This window comes from Marinomonas primoryensis (assembly GCF_013372285.1).
Taxonomy (GTDB): Bacteria; Pseudomonadota; Gammaproteobacteria; order Pseudomonadales; family Marinomonadaceae; genus Marinomonas; species Marinomonas primoryensis.
The window spans coordinates 3687503-3707431 of the sequence record NZ_CP054301.1; the positions used below are offsets into that span (position 1 = coordinate 3687503).

17 protein-coding genes are annotated in these 19929 nt (G+C 45.2%); 5 read left to right on the top strand and 12 right to left on the bottom strand.

What is annotated here, in order from left to right; translation table 11 throughout:
- The first annotated feature begins 197 nt into the window (after positions 1-197).
- Positions 198-1655, top strand: a complete 1458-nt coding sequence (gene betB / locus MP3633_RS17230; protein WP_112134992.1) for a betaine-aldehyde dehydrogenase — start codon at positions 198-200, stop codon at positions 1653-1655.
- A gap of 12 nt (positions 1656-1667) precedes the next feature.
- Entirely contained in the window at positions 1668-3350 is a 1683-nt protein-coding gene (betA, locus tag MP3633_RS17235; RefSeq protein ID WP_176336458.1) for a choline dehydrogenase, read from the top strand.
- An 83-nt stretch (positions 3351-3433) separates the two neighbouring features.
- On the opposite strand, the gene MP3633_RS17240 is transcribed toward betA, so the two are convergent.
- From MP3633_RS17240 to MP3633_RS17255, 4 genes are all read right to left on the bottom strand, one after another.
- Positions 3434-5656: a methyl-accepting chemotaxis protein gene (locus MP3633_RS17240; RefSeq protein ID WP_176336459.1), complete on the bottom strand. Its 2223-nt coding sequence runs from the start codon at positions 5654-5656 to the stop codon at positions 3434-3436.
- Between the two features lie 296 nt (positions 5657-5952).
- On the bottom strand, positions 5953-7887 hold the full coding sequence (locus MP3633_RS17245) for a bifunctional 2',3'-cyclic-nucleotide 2'-phosphodiesterase/3'-nucleotidase (protein ID WP_176336460.1): 1935 nt from the start codon (positions 7885-7887) through the stop codon (positions 5953-5955).
- 168 nt (positions 7888-8055) lie between these two features.
- Positions 8056-8535 carry a hypothetical protein gene (locus MP3633_RS17250; protein WP_176336461.1) on the bottom strand — a complete coding sequence of 160 codons (480 nt, stop codon included), beginning with the start codon at positions 8533-8535 and terminating at the stop codon, positions 8056-8058.
- Positions 8536-9122: 587 nt separating this feature from the next.
- On the bottom strand, positions 9123-9800 hold the full coding sequence (locus MP3633_RS17255; protein ID WP_176336462.1) for a zinc metallopeptidase: 678 nt from the start codon (positions 9798-9800) through the stop codon (positions 9123-9125).
- 108 nt (positions 9801-9908) lie between these two features.
- Between MP3633_RS17255 and MP3633_RS17260 the strand changes: the two genes are divergently transcribed.
- Both MP3633_RS17260 and mltA read left to right on the top strand, forming a co-directional pair.
- On the top strand, positions 9909-10487 hold the full coding sequence (locus MP3633_RS17260; RefSeq protein WP_176336463.1) for a DNA-J related domain-containing protein: 579 nt from the start codon (positions 9909-9911) through the stop codon (positions 10485-10487).
- A gap of 161 nt (positions 10488-10648) precedes the next feature.
- On the top strand, positions 10649-11836 hold the full coding sequence (gene mltA, locus MP3633_RS17265; RefSeq protein WP_176336464.1) for a murein transglycosylase A: 1188 nt from the start codon (positions 10649-10651) through the stop codon (positions 11834-11836).
- Between the two features lie 85 nt (positions 11837-11921).
- Here mltA and MP3633_RS17270 read toward each other — a convergent pair whose 3' ends face one another.
- The 8 genes from MP3633_RS17270 to MP3633_RS17305 form a co-directional block, all read right to left on the bottom strand.
- Complete coding sequence (locus tag MP3633_RS17270; RefSeq protein ID WP_176336465.1) at positions 11922-12830, bottom strand: energy transducer TonB; 909 nt, start codon at positions 12828-12830, stop codon at positions 11922-11924.
- Positions 12827-13258, bottom strand: a complete 432-nt coding sequence (locus tag MP3633_RS17275) for an ExbD/TolR family protein (RefSeq protein WP_176336466.1) — start codon at positions 13256-13258, stop codon at positions 12827-12829. Before MP3633_RS17275 ends, MP3633_RS17270 begins: the two co-directional genes overlap by 4 nt.
- Positions 13255-13677 carry an ExbD/TolR family protein gene (locus MP3633_RS17280; RefSeq protein WP_176336467.1) on the bottom strand — a complete coding sequence of 141 codons (423 nt, stop codon included), beginning with the start codon at positions 13675-13677 and terminating at the stop codon, positions 13255-13257. The genes MP3633_RS17275 and MP3633_RS17280 overlap by 4 nt, the downstream gene beginning before the upstream one ends.
- Positions 13667-14344, bottom strand: coding sequence for a MotA/TolQ/ExbB proton channel family protein (locus MP3633_RS17285; protein WP_176336468.1), 678 nt, complete (start codon positions 14342-14344; stop codon positions 13667-13669). Before MP3633_RS17285 ends, MP3633_RS17280 begins: the two co-directional genes overlap by 11 nt.
- 126 nt (positions 14345-14470) lie before the next feature.
- Complete coding sequence (locus MP3633_RS17290) at positions 14471-15055, bottom strand: LysE family translocator (RefSeq protein WP_176336469.1); 585 nt, start codon at positions 15053-15055, stop codon at positions 14471-14473.
- A gap of 71 nt (positions 15056-15126) precedes the next feature.
- Positions 15127-15954, bottom strand: a complete 828-nt coding sequence (locus tag MP3633_RS17295) for a helix-turn-helix transcriptional regulator (protein ID WP_176336470.1) — start codon at positions 15952-15954, stop codon at positions 15127-15129.
- 134 nt (positions 15955-16088) lie between these two features.
- Entirely contained in the window at positions 16089-17432 is a 1344-nt protein-coding gene (locus tag MP3633_RS17300; protein ID WP_217909024.1) for an MATE family efflux transporter, read from the bottom strand.
- A gap of 112 nt (positions 17433-17544) precedes the next feature.
- Entirely contained in the window at positions 17545-18792 is a 1248-nt protein-coding gene (locus MP3633_RS17305) for a multidrug effflux MFS transporter (RefSeq protein WP_244959724.1), read from the bottom strand.
- Positions 18793-18877: 85 nt separating this feature from the next.
- Between MP3633_RS17305 and MP3633_RS17310 the strand changes: the two genes are divergently transcribed.
- Positions 18878-19828, top strand: a complete 951-nt coding sequence (locus tag MP3633_RS17310) for a LysR family transcriptional regulator (RefSeq protein WP_176336473.1) — start codon at positions 18878-18880, stop codon at positions 19826-19828.
- Positions 19829-19929: the final 101 nt, after the last annotated feature.

The window sequence follows — 19929 nt, forward strand, 5'->3', positions numbered from 1 at the left end:
TTTTTTTTGACTGGCTTATTCACGCCATAAACGGCTCGTAAGCGTCCTCTTCACGCCTTCCTCTTGATACTCGACTGCCATTGCAGATCAAAAATGTGTACAATGTTTTTTATTGAACGTACGTTTAACAAAAAATATTAATACCTCGATGGTTCCATACAGAACATCGAAACAGACTAACCAATAAGAGGCACATCATGGCACATCAGCAGCAATACATTCACGGCCGCTACCATGCATCCACCAGCGGAGAGCACTTTGAAACCATTAACCCTGCCACAGGGGAAGTGATTGCAACCGTTGAGCACGCCGGTCAAGCCGAGCTAGATGCTGCTGTTGAATCCGCCAAGAAGGGGCAAAAAGTCTGGGCCGCAATGAGCCCTGTTGAACGTGGCCGTATCCTTAAAAAAGCAGCCGAATTACTGCGTGAAAACAACGAAGTACTCGCACGCTTAGAAGTACTAGACACCGGTAAACCGCTTCAAGAAGCCATTTGTGTCGACATTGAAACAGGCGCTGACGTCATTGAATATTACGCAGGCCTAACCGATAAAATACAAGGCGAATACCAAGACCTTGGCAACGGCAATTTTTTCTACACTCGTCGCGAGCCATTAGGCGTTTGCGCTGGCATCGGCGCGTGGAACTACCCTATTCAAATCGCCATGTGGAAATCTGGCCCTGCGCTGGCCGCTGGCAACGCGATGATTTTCAAACCTTCAGAAGAAACGCCTTTAACGGCTCTTAAATTAGCCGAAATCTACACACAAGCCGGTTTACCAGATGGCGTGTTTAACGTGATTCAAGGTGATGGTCGTACAGGTCAAATGATCACGGCTCACCCAGGCATCGACAAAGTCTCTTTCACTGGTGAAGTCGGTACAGGCAAAAAAGTCATGGCTGCATCGGCACAGTCTCTAAAAGATGTGACCATGGAACTGGGCGGAAAATCGCCTATGATCATCTTCCCAGACATGCCCGTTGACCAAGCTGTCTCTGCAGCGATGTTGGCGAATTTCTATACACAAGGTGAAGTTTGCACCAACGGCACACGCGTATTCGTTCACGCAGACATAATGGACGCTTTCACCAAAGAATTAAAAACTCGCACTGAAGCCATGATCATTGGCGACCCAATGGACATGGAAACACAAGTAGGCGCTTTGATTTCGAAAGACCACATGCACAAGGTACTCGGTTACATTCAGGCGGCAAAAGACGCGGGTGCAACCTTGCTTTGTGGCGGTTACCAAGTCACTGAAAATGGCTTAGACAAAGGCGCGTTTGTTGCGCCAACGGTCTTTACTGATTGCACAGACGACATGCCACAAGTACAAGACGAGATCTTCGGTCCTGTGATGTCGGTTCTTAGCTTCACCGATGAAGACGAAGTAATCAAGCGTGCAAATGATACCAAGTTTGGTTTGGCTGCTGGCGTCTTCACGAAAGACTTCGCTCGCGCACACCGTGTCATTAATCAAATGCAGGCCGGTATTTGTTGGATAAACGCATGGGGCTCTTCCCCTGCAGAAATGCCCGTAGGCGGATACAAAGAGTCTGGTGTTGGCCGTGAAAATGGCATCGATACGTTATACCACTACACACAAAACAAGAGCGTTTTTGTTGATCTCAACGACATTCAAAAACCTTACTAAGCGAGACACACCATGACAATCGAAACATACGATTACATTATCGTTGGTGCTGGCTCTGCTGGGTGTGTATTGGCAGACCGACTAACAGAGAGTGGCGAGAACAACGTTCTACTATTAGAAATGGGCGGTTCGGATAAAAGCATTTTTATCCAGATGCCAACCGCTTTGTCTTACCCGATGAACTCAGATAAATACGCTTGGCAGTTTCATACTGACAAAGAGCCAGGCCTGGATAATCGCGAAATGCATTGCCCACGCGGTAAAGTATTGGGCGGCTCTTCTTCCATCAATGGCATGGTCTATGTTCGCGGCCACGCGTGCGATTTTGACCAATGGGAAGAAAACGGCGCAGCGGGATGGAATTACCAAACCTGCTTACCTTACTTTAAGAAGGCAGAATCTTGGAAAGGCGGCGCAGACACTTATCGCGGCGGCGAAGGCCCCTTGTCGACCAACAACGGCAACGACATGACCTACAACCCACTGTATCAAGCATTTATTGATGCAGGTAACCAAGCAGGTTACGGCGAAACAGCGGATTACAATGGCCATCGCCAAGAAGGTTTTGGCCCAATGCACATGACAGTGAAAAATGGTGTACGGGCGTCTACGTCTAACGCTTATTTACGTCGTGCTATGCAACGCCCTAACCTAACACTGAAAACTGGCGTACTGAGCCACAAAGTCTTATTTGAAAGTAACAACGCTGAAGGCAAAAAAGCCGTTGGTATTGAGTTCAGTAAGAAAGGTCAAGTCAGTCAAGTGTATGCCAGCAAAGAAGTCATTTTGTCAGCAGGTTCAGTTGGCTCACCACAGTTATTGCAACTGTCTGGTGTGGGTCCAAAAGACGTTTTAGAAAAAGCCGGTGTCCCCCTGGTACATGAACTGCCTGGTGTCGGGGAAAACTTACAAGATCACTTGGAAGTCTACTTCCAATACCGATGTAAGCAACCAGTGACGCTAAATGGCAAACTGGACTTGATCAGCAAAGGCTTAATCGGCACACGCTGGATCTTATTTAAAAGCGGTTTAGGCGCAACCAACCATTTTGAATCTTGTGGTTTTATTCGTTCTCGTGCTGGTTTGAAATGGCCAAACATTCAATACCACTTCTTGCCAGCCGCTATGCGTTACGATGGCCAAGCTGCGGTTGATGGTCATGGTTTCCAAGTCCACGTTGGACCAAACAAACCAGAGAGTCGCGGTAAGTTATGGATTGAATCCGCAGACCCAGCAGCCAAACCACGCATTCTGTTCAATTACATTTCAACCGAACAAGATAAGCAAGATTGGCGCGATACCATTCGTCTTACTCGTGAAGTGCTTGAGCAATCCGCATTGGATATGTACCGTGGCGAAGAGATTCAACCCGGCATCAATATTCAAAGTGATAAAGACATCGACCAATGGGTGAAAGAGAACGTAGAAAGTGCTTATCATCCTTCTTGTACTTGTAAAATGGGAAGCGATAGCGATCCGATGGCGGTGTTGAACGACGCTTGCCAAGTTCGTGGCATTGACAACCTGCGTGTAGTGGATTCGTCAATTTTCCCGACGATCACCAACGGTAACTTGAACGCACCGACTATCATGGTGGCAGAAAAAGCGGCAGATATGATTCTTGGAAAAGACGCGTTACCAAGCCTAGACGTGCCTGTTTGGATTCACCCAGAATACGAAACAAAACAGCGTTAATTAACTGCTTTTAAATCGTTCATAACAAAAAACCCCAAGGTAAATTCACTCACCTTGGGGTTTTTTATGGGCTAAATCGAGTGTTATTGATCTCTCAACCGAAAGCGACTAATGATTTTTTCTAAATCCGTCGACAGTTTTGCCATCTCTTCACTGGATTTTGATATTTCAGAAATTGCTTGCTCACTCCTAGACGATGCTTCCGTTACCGCTTCAACATTATTGCTGATCTCATTGGCAACACTGCCTTGCTCCTCAGAGGCGCTTGAGACCTGTTCCATCATGTTACTCACATTGTCCACGTAGTTAGAGGCTTCATTAAGTGAGTTAGCCGTATGGTTGGCGGTATCGGACACTCGTTGCGCATAGTCCACACAAGAATGTAATACTTTTTGAGCAGCGGACGCTTCCATTTGCAAACTGCGAATAATGCTTGCGATTTGCTCCGTCTCTTTTTGTGTATTAGACGCAAGTCCTCGGACTTCATCAGCAACAACGGCAAAGCCTCGACCTGATTCTCCTGCCCGGGCGGCTTCAATAGCAGCATTCAGGGCCAGAAGATTTGTTTGATCTGAAATACCTTGAATAGTAGAAACGACATTGGATATTTCTTCAGTGCGTTTATTCAGATTATCCACTGTCTCTCTTGCTTTACGAACCTCTTCCGACACTTGCGCCATGTCTTTCACAGCGATCAAGAGATCTTCTCTGCTATCATTAACACGTTGTTTTGCGTCACCAGCAGCGCTGGTGGCATCTAAAATGTTACGAGCCACTTCTGTTACGGAAATGACCATTTGCTGCATAGCATTCCCAATCTCAGTCGTACTACTGTGCTGAGATTGGATATTAGCACTGGCTGTTTCAGAAATTTCTGCCAATTTATATGAAGACACCGACTGTGACATCGCACTGCTTTTCACCTGCCTAATCAGCTGATTTAAGTTTTCCGACATCGTACGCATCGCACCATAAATACTAGAGGGCGAACTTGTGTTATTAAACTCAATAGACAAATCACCAGCAGCTATTTTTTCTGCGATAGCCTGCATTTCTTTAGGCTCTGCACCCAGAGGCGCCAAGATACTACGAGCGAACCAAAGTGCAATAAAGGCGATCGCAACAGCAATAATCAAGCACAAAGCCAAAATAACATAATTCAGCTTATGCACACTGGCTAACGCTTCATCCTCCGCCATTTCCGCGACAACAATCCACTTCAAACCTTTGTATTCAAGTGGGCTATAAGAAGACAATACAGAATTGCCTTTGTAGTTTTCAATCATTTTCGTATTGGCAATACCCTTGCTGGCTTCTTGCACAACAACCGTATCAACACTGCCTTCTTTTGGGTTTCTAAAAGACGCTAAGACAGAATGGTTTTCTGGATCAAGATAAGAGTCAGACCGCATCTTGCCGTCCATACCAATCAGGTAGGTTTCACCGGTTTCGCCCAATCCCGCTCTTTCCGTCATGATGTTATTTAATGTGCTGATTGGAAATTGAGCAACTAACACACCAATGCGCTTTTCATTTTTAAAGACAGGAACCGACAAAAAGCCTGCTGGTGATTGATGCGAAGGCATATAGAGAGAGAAATCAGTAAAACTCACGCCATCGTTATTTAATGAATTGGTGAATGCTTTCGCCAATCCTGAGTCTTTAAAGGGGCCAGTCGTTAAAGACGTACCAAAATCAATTTCTTTGAATACACTGTAAACAACATCTCCAGTATCTGAGATTAAAAAAACATCATAAAAACCAAACTCTTGCTGCACTTTTTGTAAGTATGGGTGTGCACCTTGATGGAAAGCATCGTAGGCTGGAATATGTTGTGAGTTAAGCGTTTTATCTTTTTCTCCAACAGGGTTGGTATTTTGAGCAATATAGGCACTTTGAAGAAGAATAGCGGCCGGTGAAAGTTGTGATATTAAGGCATCAGATTCAAATTCACTGGCTTCATCCGGTGACAATCGAGTCTTAAATTCACTGTCATAAAAGCGCGCAACATCATCCAGGTTTTGATCATTAACGGGGATTTTATTGAGTCTTTTATAAGCATTTCCCAGCAATGGCAACATACGCACCACGATCGGGTTTTCCGCCAAAAGCGAAAGGCCATTTGATAGAGTGTCTAGATACGACGTAACAGAATGGCTCTTTGTTTCTTGCAACGACATTAATTGATTATTGCCCATGTCAATTAATGCTTTGCTTGAAAAATTAACAGAAATGGCGGAAGAGATAAAAACAGGGATTAACCCGACCAACATTAAAGTAATCAGTATCTTATTTTTAAAGGTCATTAGCAGGCATCTTCTTTATAAAGAGGTTAATAAGTATAAGCTGTAGCCTCTTTAAATGAGGTAAAAGCGTCACATTTCGATACATATTTTTTATTAGAAAAAACAACACTTCTAAGTAAATAATGGTCATGGATTTTTCAGGATTCTACCTTAAAACCGTAAATACTTGTATCCAACTCAGCCTAAAGTGTTATTCCCTCACGTATTTTTCATTATTATGCGTTCATACGTAAATTGGGATGAAGAGATCCCCCTCTTACATCCCAATATTTTTTATCAAAACGCGATGAACACCATTATTGTAGTTCAAAAACCGCAAAACCATTTTCATCTAAAGACTGATAAGTCATGTTTTTACTGGCTGCGTCTTTCGCTTTTGGTGATGTAGTAAACAACACTTTTGCCTTACCAAAATCCGTAAACGACCAGTTGTTATCCGCTGCTGGATTAATGGTTTTTTGGCTTAACAAATAATTTGCCACCACATCTCGGTTTTTATCTGGCGCATCAATCACAATCGTATCGCCTGACAAATTCGGGAAATGCCCGCCACCACCCGCTCGATAGTTATTCGTTGCGACTAAGAACTCATCTTTCGCCCTTAATGCCTCACCATTAAACATCACATCTTTAATACGATGCGCGTCTTTATGAACCACTTCGCCATCCGCATTGTAACGAGCAGGCTGTGTTACATCGATACGATATGAAATACCGTCGATCACATCAAAGTTATAGGTTGGAAACGCGGCATTGATCAAGTTTTGTGGCGCACTTGATGTGGCATCAATTTGATTAAACTGCCCCGCCGCCGCTTCTAGCCACTCGACGACTTGAGCCCCTGTCAGCTTCACCACTTTTAAATCGTTCGGATAAATATACAAATCACTGACGTTTTTCAGCGCGATGTCGCCTTTTGGAACATCGGTATAATAATCTGGACCGCCTCGGCCGCCCGCTTTAAATGGCGCACCCGCAGACAGAATCGGCATACCTTCATAAGACGTACCACGAACGATATTTTCCACGTACCAAACTTGCGCGTTGTTCACGATCTGAATAGAAGGATCGTCTTGAACCAACGCAAAGAAACTATTGATGTCGGCGGTGGATTCCCCCACTTTACGGCGCATGTACACTAAAGTGCCTTGATGTTCCGTTTCAACCGCTTGGTTAATGCTCTCGTCCGCTTCAACCAGCGCCACCGTTTTACGGCCTTCACGACGTGAAATAGCGCGCACTTCGGCTCTACCATCGGCGACTTTCCAGCCGTCACCAGCAGGCTCAAGCGTTAAATCAATCACCCCAAGGTGAGATCCCCAAAAGCCCGGCATGGTCGCTGGCTTGCCAAATACCGTCCCCTTTTCACCATCGACGCCGTCAAAGGCATCTAACACTTTGTCACCGGGGAAAATACGATGAGAGTGACCAAATAACACAGCATCAATGCCGTCCACTTTTGCTAAATGATAAGACGCGTTTTCTTCACCTTTCATATAAGGCGAATTCATCATGCCACTGTGTGGAATCGCGATAATCACGTCTGCGCCGTTGGCTTTCATTTCAGGTACATATTTATTGGCGGTTTCAAGGATGTCTTTTGCTATAACTTTATGGGTTAAATTGTCTTTATCCCACGTCATGATTTGTGGCGGAACAAAGCCAATGTAACCTATCTTAACCGTTTGTTTTTTGCCGTCAGAATCGATGAAGGTTTTGTCTTTAATAATATAAGGCTGGAAATACGACTGATCATTCGACGCATCGTTGTCGCCATCGTCCACGTAAACGTTTGAGTTCACGTAAGGGAAATTAGCGCCACTTAAACTCTTCATTAAAAAGTCCAAGCCGTAATTGAACTCATGGTTACCGATATTACCCACATCGTAATCCAGCAAGTTCATCGCTTTAAACGCAGGATGCGTCTCACCAAAGCGCAGCACTCGACCTTTGGCAACATAATCGCCCAATGGTGTGCCCTGCAATAAGTCACCGTTATCGACCAATACAGAGTTCGTCACTTCGGCGCGTGCTGCCTTGATCAACGTCGCGACGCGAGACAACCCCACCGCATCGCTTTGCTTATCGCCGTAGTAATCGTAATCCACTAAATTCATGTGAATATCCGTGGTTTCCATAACTCGTAAGTCGATGGTAGAAGCTTGCGCCATCGCAGCAAAAAGCAAAGAAGAGGCGAAAAGCGTCGCGCCCTTAGGAACAAAAAACGTCATGACATTACTCCATTCATTCAAATATCTTTCTTATTAAAAATACTAACCAAACAGTCAGCTTTCATAGTAAGACGATTTTATGCGAACTTCATGCCTTTTTGATGACAATTTCTTTATTGGTTTTGTGGGGGTGGTGAGTAAGAAATCATAAAGGGTCAGCTATTTTATTTAGGTCGGGGATGCCACTTCACCTTGCACTCCTACACGCCACTGTTCATGCGCCCTTTCTAACATATTGTTTATATATGAATGGTATATATCAAAACCCACATTAGTTAATAATTCTCTCTCTCTTTCGACAATACTAATAAGTGGAGGCATATTCACTACATCATTTAGAGAAGCATAAATATTCACAGCAATCTGTCGTATAGAGCTTTCATTAACAAATCCCCAATACATTTTGCTAATTTCTTCCTTTGGCATGTGAGCTTCTTGCATAATACAAAACCCAATTCCAGCTCCGATTCCAACGGTTCTATATGCACCGATCATCAAAGCTCGGATCTCTGCAGAATCAAGATTTCCTAACAGAGCTTCCCTGTGAAGAGAACCTATCATTTCAACAACACCAATTTCGCTCAAAATATCCAGTGCTTTTGCATGAGCATTTTCAGCATGATTATGCTTTTTAAAAAAGTTAAACATAGCATTCCAAAATAATATGATTTTTATTAGTCCATCAAAAAACGAACTGAAAGTCAGACTTCTATGACTCTTAGTGGTAACTATTCATGGTTATTACTCTTTACCTGAGCCTTTGCAATGCTGGCACTCAATAGGTTGATATTGAATAACAGTACTGTCATTAGGCTCCCCTAAATCTTGGATATTTGACTTATTTACACCTGTACCATCACAAAACGAACATTTTTTATCACTCTTTCCTGTAGTCATCTCTAATATTTCCAACTTATATTAATTGAATACTAAGTTATACCAGAAAAACTATTACATCTCGCAAGCAAACAACCTAATGCTTATTAGTTTGATACGTCTATACCAATGTTTCAGCGATAAAAGAGACAGATCTCTGTATGCATAAATGAACCAAACGGCGTTTTGATGAGGTAGGCGATAGTTTCGAAGAAAAACGCCGTTTGGTTCGAGTCATGTGAGTACGCGATCTGTCGGCCTGAAGGCGCGACTTACATCAATACATGAAAGCTTCGCTTTCGCGGCAGATTACGCTTCGCTCATCGTGCCCTACGAGTAGATATATGACAAGGAAGGCGCTAGCGCTTAAACCATCGCCATACGAAGAGCACTTTTATTAAAGCTGCGGCGACGTAGGTCATGGCGCAGGCAGTTAGAATTTTCTTCACTTTGGGTAAATCTTCCTGTGCTATGTAGTTGCCTTCTCTCAAAATCGGTAGTGCTTTATTGAAGCTGGCATCCCATTCTTCTGGCAATATCGCCAGTTGCACGATAACGGCTAACAGACCCGACAAACCGACAACGAGTGCATGTAGCGGTACGGCATAGGGTAAATGTAATAACATGGAGATGGCTGGCCAGCCGACCAACAAACCTGCAGTAATCTTTCGTGCGGCATGGGCAAACGGCAAATAGCGGGAGCTTAAATTCGATATTTTTTGTTTCTTCTCATGTGCAATCGCATGTCCTACTTCGTGAGCGGCCACTGCGACGGCGGTTAAAGAGCGACCATTAAACACACTCGGACTAAGACGAACCACGTGTTGTCCGTAGTCAAAATGATCTTGTCCTTCTTGTGTCGTTTCCACCTTTACGTCGTTTAGTTCGAAGCGTTTCACCAAATGCATCGCCAATTCGCCACCTGTTCCAGATAGATCCCTGCGCTCCGTTGCATAGCGTTTCAGCGTAAATTTTACCCAAGCGCTCGGTCCAACGATCAGCACAACCGCGATCAGAATAACAATAATCCACAACATATTTTGTTTTTACCATGCACCTAATTAATAAAAAAGCCGCCTCGGCTTTGACCCTTTTCGGCCTCATCACATACACTGTGAGTAATACTTACACTATAAGAGTCAGATATGAAAAACCCTTTAGTTGGACCGATTCTAGTAATCTTAAAAAACCACCCTAACGGTATGAGTGAATTTGATATTCTTAAAGCACTAAAAGAACGGCTTCCAGAGTTTAGTCAACTTGCAGAAGACAACAACTTACTTCTGTTTCGTCAGCACTTTCTCATCATGAATGCCTTGTATCAACTCCAAAGTAGTCTTTGGCAAGAAGATAACTTAACGCTTCATATCAGTGCCATGCGCATTCACTTAGTCAGTGCCACGCAAATCAATCGATCTGACAGCACCACATTGAGCGATAGCGTAGACGCAAAACTGGCCGCTTACTACCTAGACTGGGAAGAATACGAAAAAACGGGGATAGACGAGGTATCTCACTTGCTGAATAGTTTTTATAAAGGTATCAGCTTAAGCGGCGATCGAGAGTCAGCACTCAAAACGCTGCAAATCCAAAGCACCAACCCAACAAAAACCGTCATCAAGCAGCAATACCGTAAATTAGCACAGCAACACCACCCAGACCGAGGTGGAGACCAAGATCTATTCATCGACTTGCGACAAGCCTACGAATACCTCATGTTTTAAATGCTACCCTACCCCTAGAACGTGCTCGAAAGTGAATTGTAAAATTCTCCGCCAAGCATTGCTTTAGCGCCTATAAATACTCAAGATGAACCTCGCTCTTTACTTGCGGTCCAACCCTAAGCGGCTTCACTTTACTCATTTATTTTATAGACATAGGGCTTATGAATTTTTCTTCTTTTTTTCAGCATGTTTTACCCAAAAAAAAGCACTATCGCTCCCTGTTTCGTCCACTTTGTCTTGTTTCTTTTAGCTTATTGGCAAGTTGCAGCTTTAATGAAATCGATAGCTCCAATGACTTTGAAAATAATGGCCGAGACACCACGGCGCTCAAAAGAGAATCCTTGTATTTAAAAGAAAGCCTACCGCCTGGGCTACCGTATCCAGACGCCAGTTTCCAAGCGGGCTTGCAGCAACAAATCGCGTATTTGAATCGCTTATCCGATAAACCCTATTTACTTGAAAACACACAAACGAGTGTCGCCGATTTAAAACGCGTGGCGACAGAAATAGACAATTGGCTGCGCTACCCAACGCAGCAACCCCAACTGGTGGCTCACCAACTTGCAGGGCAAGATCAAAGAGGTAACGTACAGATCACGGGCTATTATGTCCCTATCCTATCGGTGCGCCACTTACCTGACGAAGTGTATCGCTATCCGCTTTATCGTAAACCAACACAACGAAATGCCAAAGGGGAGTTCCCTTCTAGAGAAGAGATTGACTTCGAAAACGCGCTAGCTGGGCAACAGTTGGAGATTGCCTATACAGCCGATTTAGTCGACAATTTTTTCTTACATGTACAAGGTTCCGGCGTTGTTGAATACGAAAATGGCGAACAAAAGCTGTTGTCTTGGGGTGGCGTAAACGGCCACGCTTATCGAAGTTTAGGCAAAGAACTCATTGAGAGAGGCGAGATAAATCGCGCTAATATCTCAGCTCAAAGTATTCGACAGTGGCTAAGTGACCATCCAGAACGTAATCGCGAAATCCTGTCGACTAACCCAAGCTATTTGTTTTTCAGTGAAGGACCTCAAGCACCAGTGGGTGCCGCCAATGTGCCATTAACCCCATTATATTCTGCGGCTGTTGACCCAAGCATCATTCCTCTTGGTTCAATATTGTTGGCACAAGTGCCTAAGCTCGATGCTTATGGAAACTTAATCGGACACGAGTTTCGTCTCTTGCTTGCGCAAGACAAAGGTGGCGCGATTAAAGGGTCGGGGCACATTGATTGGTATCAAGGCATAGGCGAAGAAGCCCGCTTTCATGCAGGTCAACTCAAGCAATTTGGGAAAGTCTGGCTGCTATTGCCTCAACACCCGACACCACAACAACTGATCGCTCAGTAACCCATTCGTCAGACATGAAAACGCCGCGCTTGAGTGATAAAGCGCGGCGTTTTTTTATTCCTGTATATCGCTCTTAAACGATCAACTACCTCAAATCACTGAGTTTAAAAGAGACAGGTAAGTTGATGCGTAATTCGCTCTCTACCATGCCCTTGGTAAAGTGAGGCAAAGGCGTAGAGCGTTTGATCATATCCAATACCGCGTTATCAAGACGTCTATGTCCTGAGCTTTGGGTGATTTTTACATCGGACACGGAACCATCGGCATACGCCACAAAAGACAAGGACACAACGCCTTCTTCATTGCGTCTACGCGATGCTCTTGGGTAACGCTTATTCTGTGCTAACACCGATTTTAGCTGAGAAAAATAGCTGGCTTTCGCGCCAGGATTACCACCGCTGCTGGCGGAATTAGAACGACCCGTTGTCGCTTTTTGATTCGCCATTGAAGGCGGCGCCACTTTTTTAGGCTCAGCCTTAACGACAGGCTTTTCAACTTTTTTCGGTTCTAGTTTTTTCTCTGGCTTCGGTTTTGGCTCAGGCTTTTTCTCAGGTTCAGGCTCTGGTTTTGGTTCAGGCTCTGGTTTTGGTTCAGGCTCTGGTTTTGGTTCTGGTTTTTTTACTTCAATAGGAGACTTTTGTTTCACCACAACAGGTTCTGGCGCTTGAATCACTTCAGGCTCTGGTTCAACGATTGGTTCTGGCTCAGGTTCTACAACGGGTTCTGGCTCCACGATAGGTTCTGGTTCAATTTCTTCTTGAACCTCTTCAATCGGCTCCTCAACCACTTCTTCCACTTCTTTTGCCTCTTCTTGAGCCAACGTTGTTTGTGCAGAAGCACCAAGGTCACCCATCATTCCAAGGTCAAATTCAATACCTTGGGAGCCCGCCGCTTGGCTACCTTCTGTCGGATTATAAAATACCGTGTAAAAAGCCCCAGCGTGAACCGAGACAGCCAAGCTACCCGCAATAATCCAATGTCGCGTGGAAATCATTCTTTTCCTCGCTCTAGCTGCGTTGCCAAACTGACTTTCGTGAGACCCGCTAAACGCACTTGATTAAACACAGGCCGTAATTTTTCTAATGAAATCCCGCCATCGGCTTTAATTTGCACCCAAAAACCCTCTTTATTCGTCGTCGATATAAATTGAGTTTCTAGATAAGACTGTATCTCGTCTATAGCGAACAATTGATCATCCACATACAAGCCGTCATCAATCCCCACCACGATCACCACATTAGGGTCTGTCACGGAACGAGTGTCGTTAATAGAATGTGGTGGAATCACCGGAATAGGATCGGCTTTTCTGATTTGACCAGCCACCATGAAGAAGACCAACATTAGAAAAACCACATTAATTAATGGCACCATGTTGTCATCGTTGCTGGCGGCTCTTGCGGCGTATTTTTCGCCTATTTTCATTTTATCTCCGGCATAGCAAAAGCATTCGCAATCGATACGATTTTTGCGCCATTCAGTTTTAGACGATCGGCAAGATGCATCAGAGTTTGAAGCGTCACCCCTTCTTCTGCTTTGATGATAAAAATGCCCTCGCTATGCTCGGCAATCAACGCTTGAAAGCGTGCCTGATCTGCAAAACGAATCGGTTGATCATTCATCCAAACCTGATCATCATTTAGTTTCAATGTCAGAACCACATTGTCTTTTTCTTCGCTGTTAACACGTGGTTCAGAAGCAACAGACAGCGGCGTATCAACAATACGCCAAGGCACAAAACTGGAGGTCAACATAAAGAACAGCAATAAGATAAAAACCACATCAATCAGCGGCGTTAAACTAATCGCATTCTTACGTTTGGGCTGAGAAAGGTTAAGCGGCATGCAGCATCTCTTTGGTGGCCTTTTCAACCAAGTGCTTTGCTTCTTTGCTGGTAAAAACCTGAGTCACTGCGTCATTCATATTATGTGCGATGCGCTCCACTTTACGCTCTAACCAGCTATGTAATGTCACCACAGGAATCGCCACGGCCAAACCAACGGCCGTTGTTAACAAAGCTTGCCAAATACCACCAGATAAAACCGACGGATCCACTTGATTGCCTGCACCTTCCATTTGTTGGAACGCGGTGATCATACCCAATACCGTACCAAGCAAACCAAGTAGCGGGCTTAAAGTCGCGATAATTTCTAAAGGACGAAGGTAAGAGCGTAATTGATTCAATTGCTTCATCGCGCGGCGTTCTACTTCTTCACGAATCAAATCAACACTGAGATTGGCGCTTAGCAAAGCTCGCATGGTGTAACCAACAAGAGCATCAATTGGGCGTTTTTCATCGAGTTTTTCAAGCGCCCCTTCACCGTTATCATGGCGCCATTCATCCAATGCCAACTCTGTGGTTTTAAGGCTTTCGGCGCGAAGAGATGAAAACTGCCATAACTTCAACAGAACAATCGTCAGAGCAACGACAGAAAACACCATCAATATCCAAACAACAGGCCCACCGACCTGCAAAAAATCAACAATTTTCTGTTGCACTGTATTTTCCACAAGACTCTCCACTGAATAAAATATTATTCAAATGGTAGTCATTCTCAACTCTATTTTCAATACATAATTATACAAAGGCACAAATAGAACAGTGATCCACGCTTACTCTCGGTCTCTCAATTTCCTTTACGCCGCAAACACAAACCGGTAGGCGACGAAAAATAACAACAACGCCATGATTCGATTCACCCATGCCATCACGGTAGGATTCATCGCCGCTTTTTTTATCCGTGCTCCCGCAAACAAATACACACTCGGTGAACCACACGCCATGATCGCCAGAACCAAAGACCATAATGCAATTTGAACACCTTCAATATGAAAGCGTGGAAATTGCACCGTCACGATAGGCACAATCGCCACCAAGGATTTGGGATTACAAAGCTGCAAAATTAGCCCCGTTTTAAAACTGATCGTCGACGCGCTCGCCTTAATCTCCGTCTGCTGGAAGCTCGCCTTCATGATTTTCACACCAAGATACGCGATGTAAATACCACCCAAAATGCCAACAACCGATTGATATTGTTGTGGGATAATTCCACCACCAAGATAACCAATCAGTAAAAACAGAATAAACATGGCGACGCCGACACCAACGCAGTACAAAAAAGCGCGCCAGCCTTGTCCGTTAACGCCCGCAAACAGCGCCAACATATTGGCAGGACCCGGGCTGTACATGACGCCAAAGGCATAAACGAGTATTTCGAGCATGGGTATTCCTCAAAAGATAATTTGATAAGCATTAGAAAAGAGAAAAGAATTAACGTGTGAGTAAAATGACGCTAGGTGCGCAGTAAATGCCGTCTAAATTGATAAGGTGTGACGCCGAAAATTGGTTTGAAACGGCGGTTAAAATAACTCAGATCCGTAAAGCCAAACATAAATGCCACATCGGCCAACGGCATACCACGTTCGATCGCCTGTTTAGCGCGATTAATACGGTAATTTTGCCAGTACTGATGCGGCGTCATGCCAAAATAATCCCGAAAGCAGCGCAACAAGTGATACTTCGACATATGCGCCACTTGGCTTAAAGCATCGAGCGTAACGTCTTCGCCAACGTACGCATGTAAATACTCTCGGACACGTTCAAAAACGAGGTCTTTAGAACGCAGTTTAGATTCAACCTGAATGCCTTTTTGGCGAGCAAGATACTCAGCAAATTCAAATAATGCGGAAGAATACTCCAACGCTGACGTTGCTGGGTCTTCAACCAGCTGAGCTAAACGCAAAATATGCGCTTTTAACACTGGATCGTCTTGAACCATTTGCTCAACCCGAAAGTCTTTTACACGGCGAACGCCCGCGCTTTCCAGCATGGGAGACAATTGATCTGGATGAACATAGAGCATTTTGTAGTGCAGCGTGTCGTCACCGCCAGAATGGCCGTCGTGTGCATCTTCAGGATTAAACACAATCACATTGCCAGAATGGCTCTTGTGATGTTCGCCCAACGCGAAGAAATCTTGACGGCCTGACAAGGTCACACCAAAAGAAAATTCCTCATGCGCGTGCGTGTCGTAGGTGAAATCGTTCATCGATGCCTCAAGCAACATCACCTCGTTGAAGGCCACGCTTTTCGCAAACTGGAAACGATTTTCTGTCGACATCACAACCTCCTCTATACTCAATAACTGACCTGGCTCATATCAGTCCTAACAAGAACCGCTTTACCAATAGGAAGAGATTACCCAATACGACGGCAAAAAGATTGGACGATATTGCGCAATAAGAGCAAGACGCGTTATGAGTTAGTGCTCGATTGCACAGACAGCTCAACTTTCGCCAGCGCACGTAAGTACATTTTCCAAGCACACAATCCAGCCAGTAAATTACCAATTAACACGCCAACGAAAATGCCTTTTAAACCCGCTATTTCTGATCCAATCCACAAGCAAGGCAAGAAAAAGGCGAACAATCGCAACGCCGAAATGGTCAGTGCCGTGTATGACTTGCCCAAGGCATTCGATACCGACACCATCAGCATGCAAATACCCAACGCACCAAGGCTAATCGGTACCAATGTCAGATGCCAATTGAGAATCTCAGACACGGCCTCTTCACTGGTTAATAAACGAGAAAGCGCGCCTGACGCAAAGAATGTCGCCAGTGCAACAACAAGCTGAAAGATCAAAATGAAACGACAAGAGATCCACACCACAACGCGAATGTCGTCGATTTTTTTCTCGCCCAACAAACGCCCGATCATCGGCGGCATGGACATGGTCAACGCCAACACAGCGACAATCGAAAAGAATTCAAATCGTGAACCCAGCGCCCAAGACGCCACTGCCGCCGTACCAAACCCTGCGATTAACTTCGTCGCCAACATAGAAGACACCGGCGGCAACAACTGACTGACCATCGCCGGCCCCATGATATGACCAATGGACGCCAAGCTTTTAGTCACATTCAAGTCTTTCCAATCAAAGGTCATCCAATGTTTACGCGCAACCAGTGGCGCCACAATCAGCACACCAATACTGAATGCTACAGTGGTTGCCATGGCGGCACCGTTCAAACCAAGATCAAGGGTGAAAATAAAAATAGGGTCCAATATTAAGTTCAACACGCTGGTCACAATCATCATGATGCCGGGCAACAGTGTATTCCCGTTGGAGCGACAAATACTGTAATAAAAATAAATTAACGCGCCAACCCACGCACTCAATAACCAATGCGGCCAGTAAGAATCAATAACCGGAAATACAGAGTCTGGCGCACTCAATAATGCCAAAATAGGATGGCGCAAAAACCAAATCAGCACACAGAAAAACACAATACCCACGCTGCCCATTGTCATCACCAAACCGCCAAGCTGCTTAGCGTAACGCGTATTGCCAGCGCCCAAAGCGCGAGAAATAATCGCCGTCGTCGCGATGCCAAGCCCCACTTGCAAACCAATCACAATCATCTGAATCGGCAAAGTGAAACCCTGCGCCGCCAAAGGCAAGATGCCTAATTGACCAATAAAGGCACTGTCGACAAGCTGAAAACTCATTAACGACAAGATCCCAAACATCATGGGCCACGTCATCGAAAAAAGTTGTTTGCCTAAGGATGTCGAAGAAGAGGTTTGGGAGGACATAGAAGCACTCATAGAATAAATTGAGCCCGTATTCTAACCTACTTTACTGAAAACAGCAGAGAGGAAGACAGGATGACATCTATCTCTACCAAACAAAGAAATATAAAACACATCAGCCGACATCTACGTTTTCACCTGAGCGTTGTCGATATCGATTTCCATATCTCAACATCACTAAAGCCATGATGGAAAAAATCACAAAGCCGCTTGCCAATGGCGTCACGGTGAAATGATAAAACTGACCAACCAATGTCGAAAACACAATCGCAATAAAGCTCGATAGCGACGAAATCACCGACGCGCCAAGACCCGCTATTTTCCCCAATGGCTCCATCGCCATGGCGTTCACATTACCGAACACCATGCCGAAGCAAGAAAACATAATCATGCCCAAGCCCATGAAGAGCACGAAAGGCGGCACACCATCAAAATACAATGTAGACAACAGCAACACAAAAGACGCTGCCAACAACACGCTTAATGCCGCAATCACACAGCGTAACATGCCAACACGCTGGACAATTTTACCATTCGAAAAATTTATAACAGACGACCCAATCGCCAATAACGCGAAGTACAACGGGAAGCGATCACCTGTTTGATACACATCCTGAAATATCGATTGCGCCGTACTAATGTGCAGCATCAAACCGCCAAAAATGCAGCCCAACAACACCGTAAACGCCATCACATCGCGGCGACTCAAAATAATGCGCACGTCGGCAATGAGGCGTTTTCGATTGAGCGGGATGCGATTCTCTTTCGTCAAAGTTTCGGGTTGGCGTAGCAACAGCCAACCACCCGCCACCGACGCTTGAAACACCAACAAGGCAAAAATCCAGCGCCAATCCGCAACCTGCATCACCAATTGCCCGATCGACGGCGCCAGCAACGGCACCAAAATAAACACCATCATCACAAACGACATAATGCGCGCCATGGCCGCGCCTTTATAAAGATCTCGAACCAACGCCCGCGACGCGATTTTTGGCCCCGACACACCAAAACCTTGAATCACACGGCCGAGTAAAAACACCTCAATCGACGACGCGGACAACGCAATAACCGAACCGCCAATATAAATACCAATACCGATCAGAATGCATTTTTTCCGACCGATTGCGTCCGACAAAGGCCCGAAAATAATCTCGCCGAACATCATGCCAAAGATCATCGCCGACACGATCCATTGTGTTTTTTGATAATCCTCGATGCCCAAAGATGTTGCGATATTTGGGAACGCTGGCAACATAGAATCCATACTCAACGCCGTCAACGACATCATCAAAGCAAACAGCGCGATAAACTCTTTTTCGGGTAAAAAACCGTCGGCACTGGTGCGTTTTTTCAAGATCGACACGGAGCGAACATCCTTATAAAGTAGTGGTGTATTAATCGGTTTACGATATTGAGACCTTTCAACAAAAATAACAACTGAGAGCAGCATGGACATAGGTCTGGCGAAACATTTAAAGCTCAATCAACTGCGTTTAATTTCGGTGATCGCCGAGCACGGTCAGCTCAGTATTGCCGCTGACGAAATGGCGATGACGCAACCTGCCGCATCCCGTATGTTAAGCGAAATTGAACAAACCATCGGTACGCGTTTATTTGTTCGTCATGCAAAAGGCATGGAGCCAACCTTAGTCGGTCAAGCCGTTGCACGTCGCGCGCACAATTTACTGGTCGAATTACGAGATCTGGCCAGAGAAGTCGGCGAACTCAAAGAAGGCGGCGGCGGAACAACCGCCATCGGCGCCGTCACGGGCGCAGCAGTTGGTTTTGTCATTCCTGCCATTCAACAATTACGCGCCATTGCCCCCAAAGCCGAAATTGATATTAATGTCGAAACCAGTGACAATTTGGTTCGTGATCTCATTGCGGGTCACAATGATTTTGTTCTCGCGCGCATTCCAAAACAGTACGACGCCAATGAATTCGAAATTTACCCAGCACGAACAGAGTCTGTCCGACTGATCGTTCGAAAAGACCACCCATTGGCCAATCTAGAGAAAGTCGGTGTGCGAGATTTGGTGCATTTTGAATGGGTCATGCAATCTCATCGCGCGCCGATACGCGAAGCGGTGGAGGCGGTGTTTATGGAGGAGCGCGCCGAACTGCCATTGAGCATCACCAACAGTACGTCGTTATTGGCCTTGATCGCCATTCTGGTGTCTTCTAATGCGATTGCGCCTATGGCCAGCGAAGTCAGCGATCTTCTCGTGGGACAGAAGGTTCATGCCGGTCTTAAAACCCTCAAATTAGACCGCAGTATTGTCATGAGCCCATACTATTTATTGCAAATGCGCGGCCGCCAATTGTCGCCATTGGCGAATCAGCTCAAGCGCTTGGTCTTAGCGGAATTAGAACAAAAACCCGCGGACAAAAACGTCTAATACGCCAAAATAAACCAAGCGACAAAACCAAACGACGTATAAAAAAAGCGAGTACTGCTTTTTTCAAAGCAGGACTCGCTCAAAACTCACATCAAACTGCC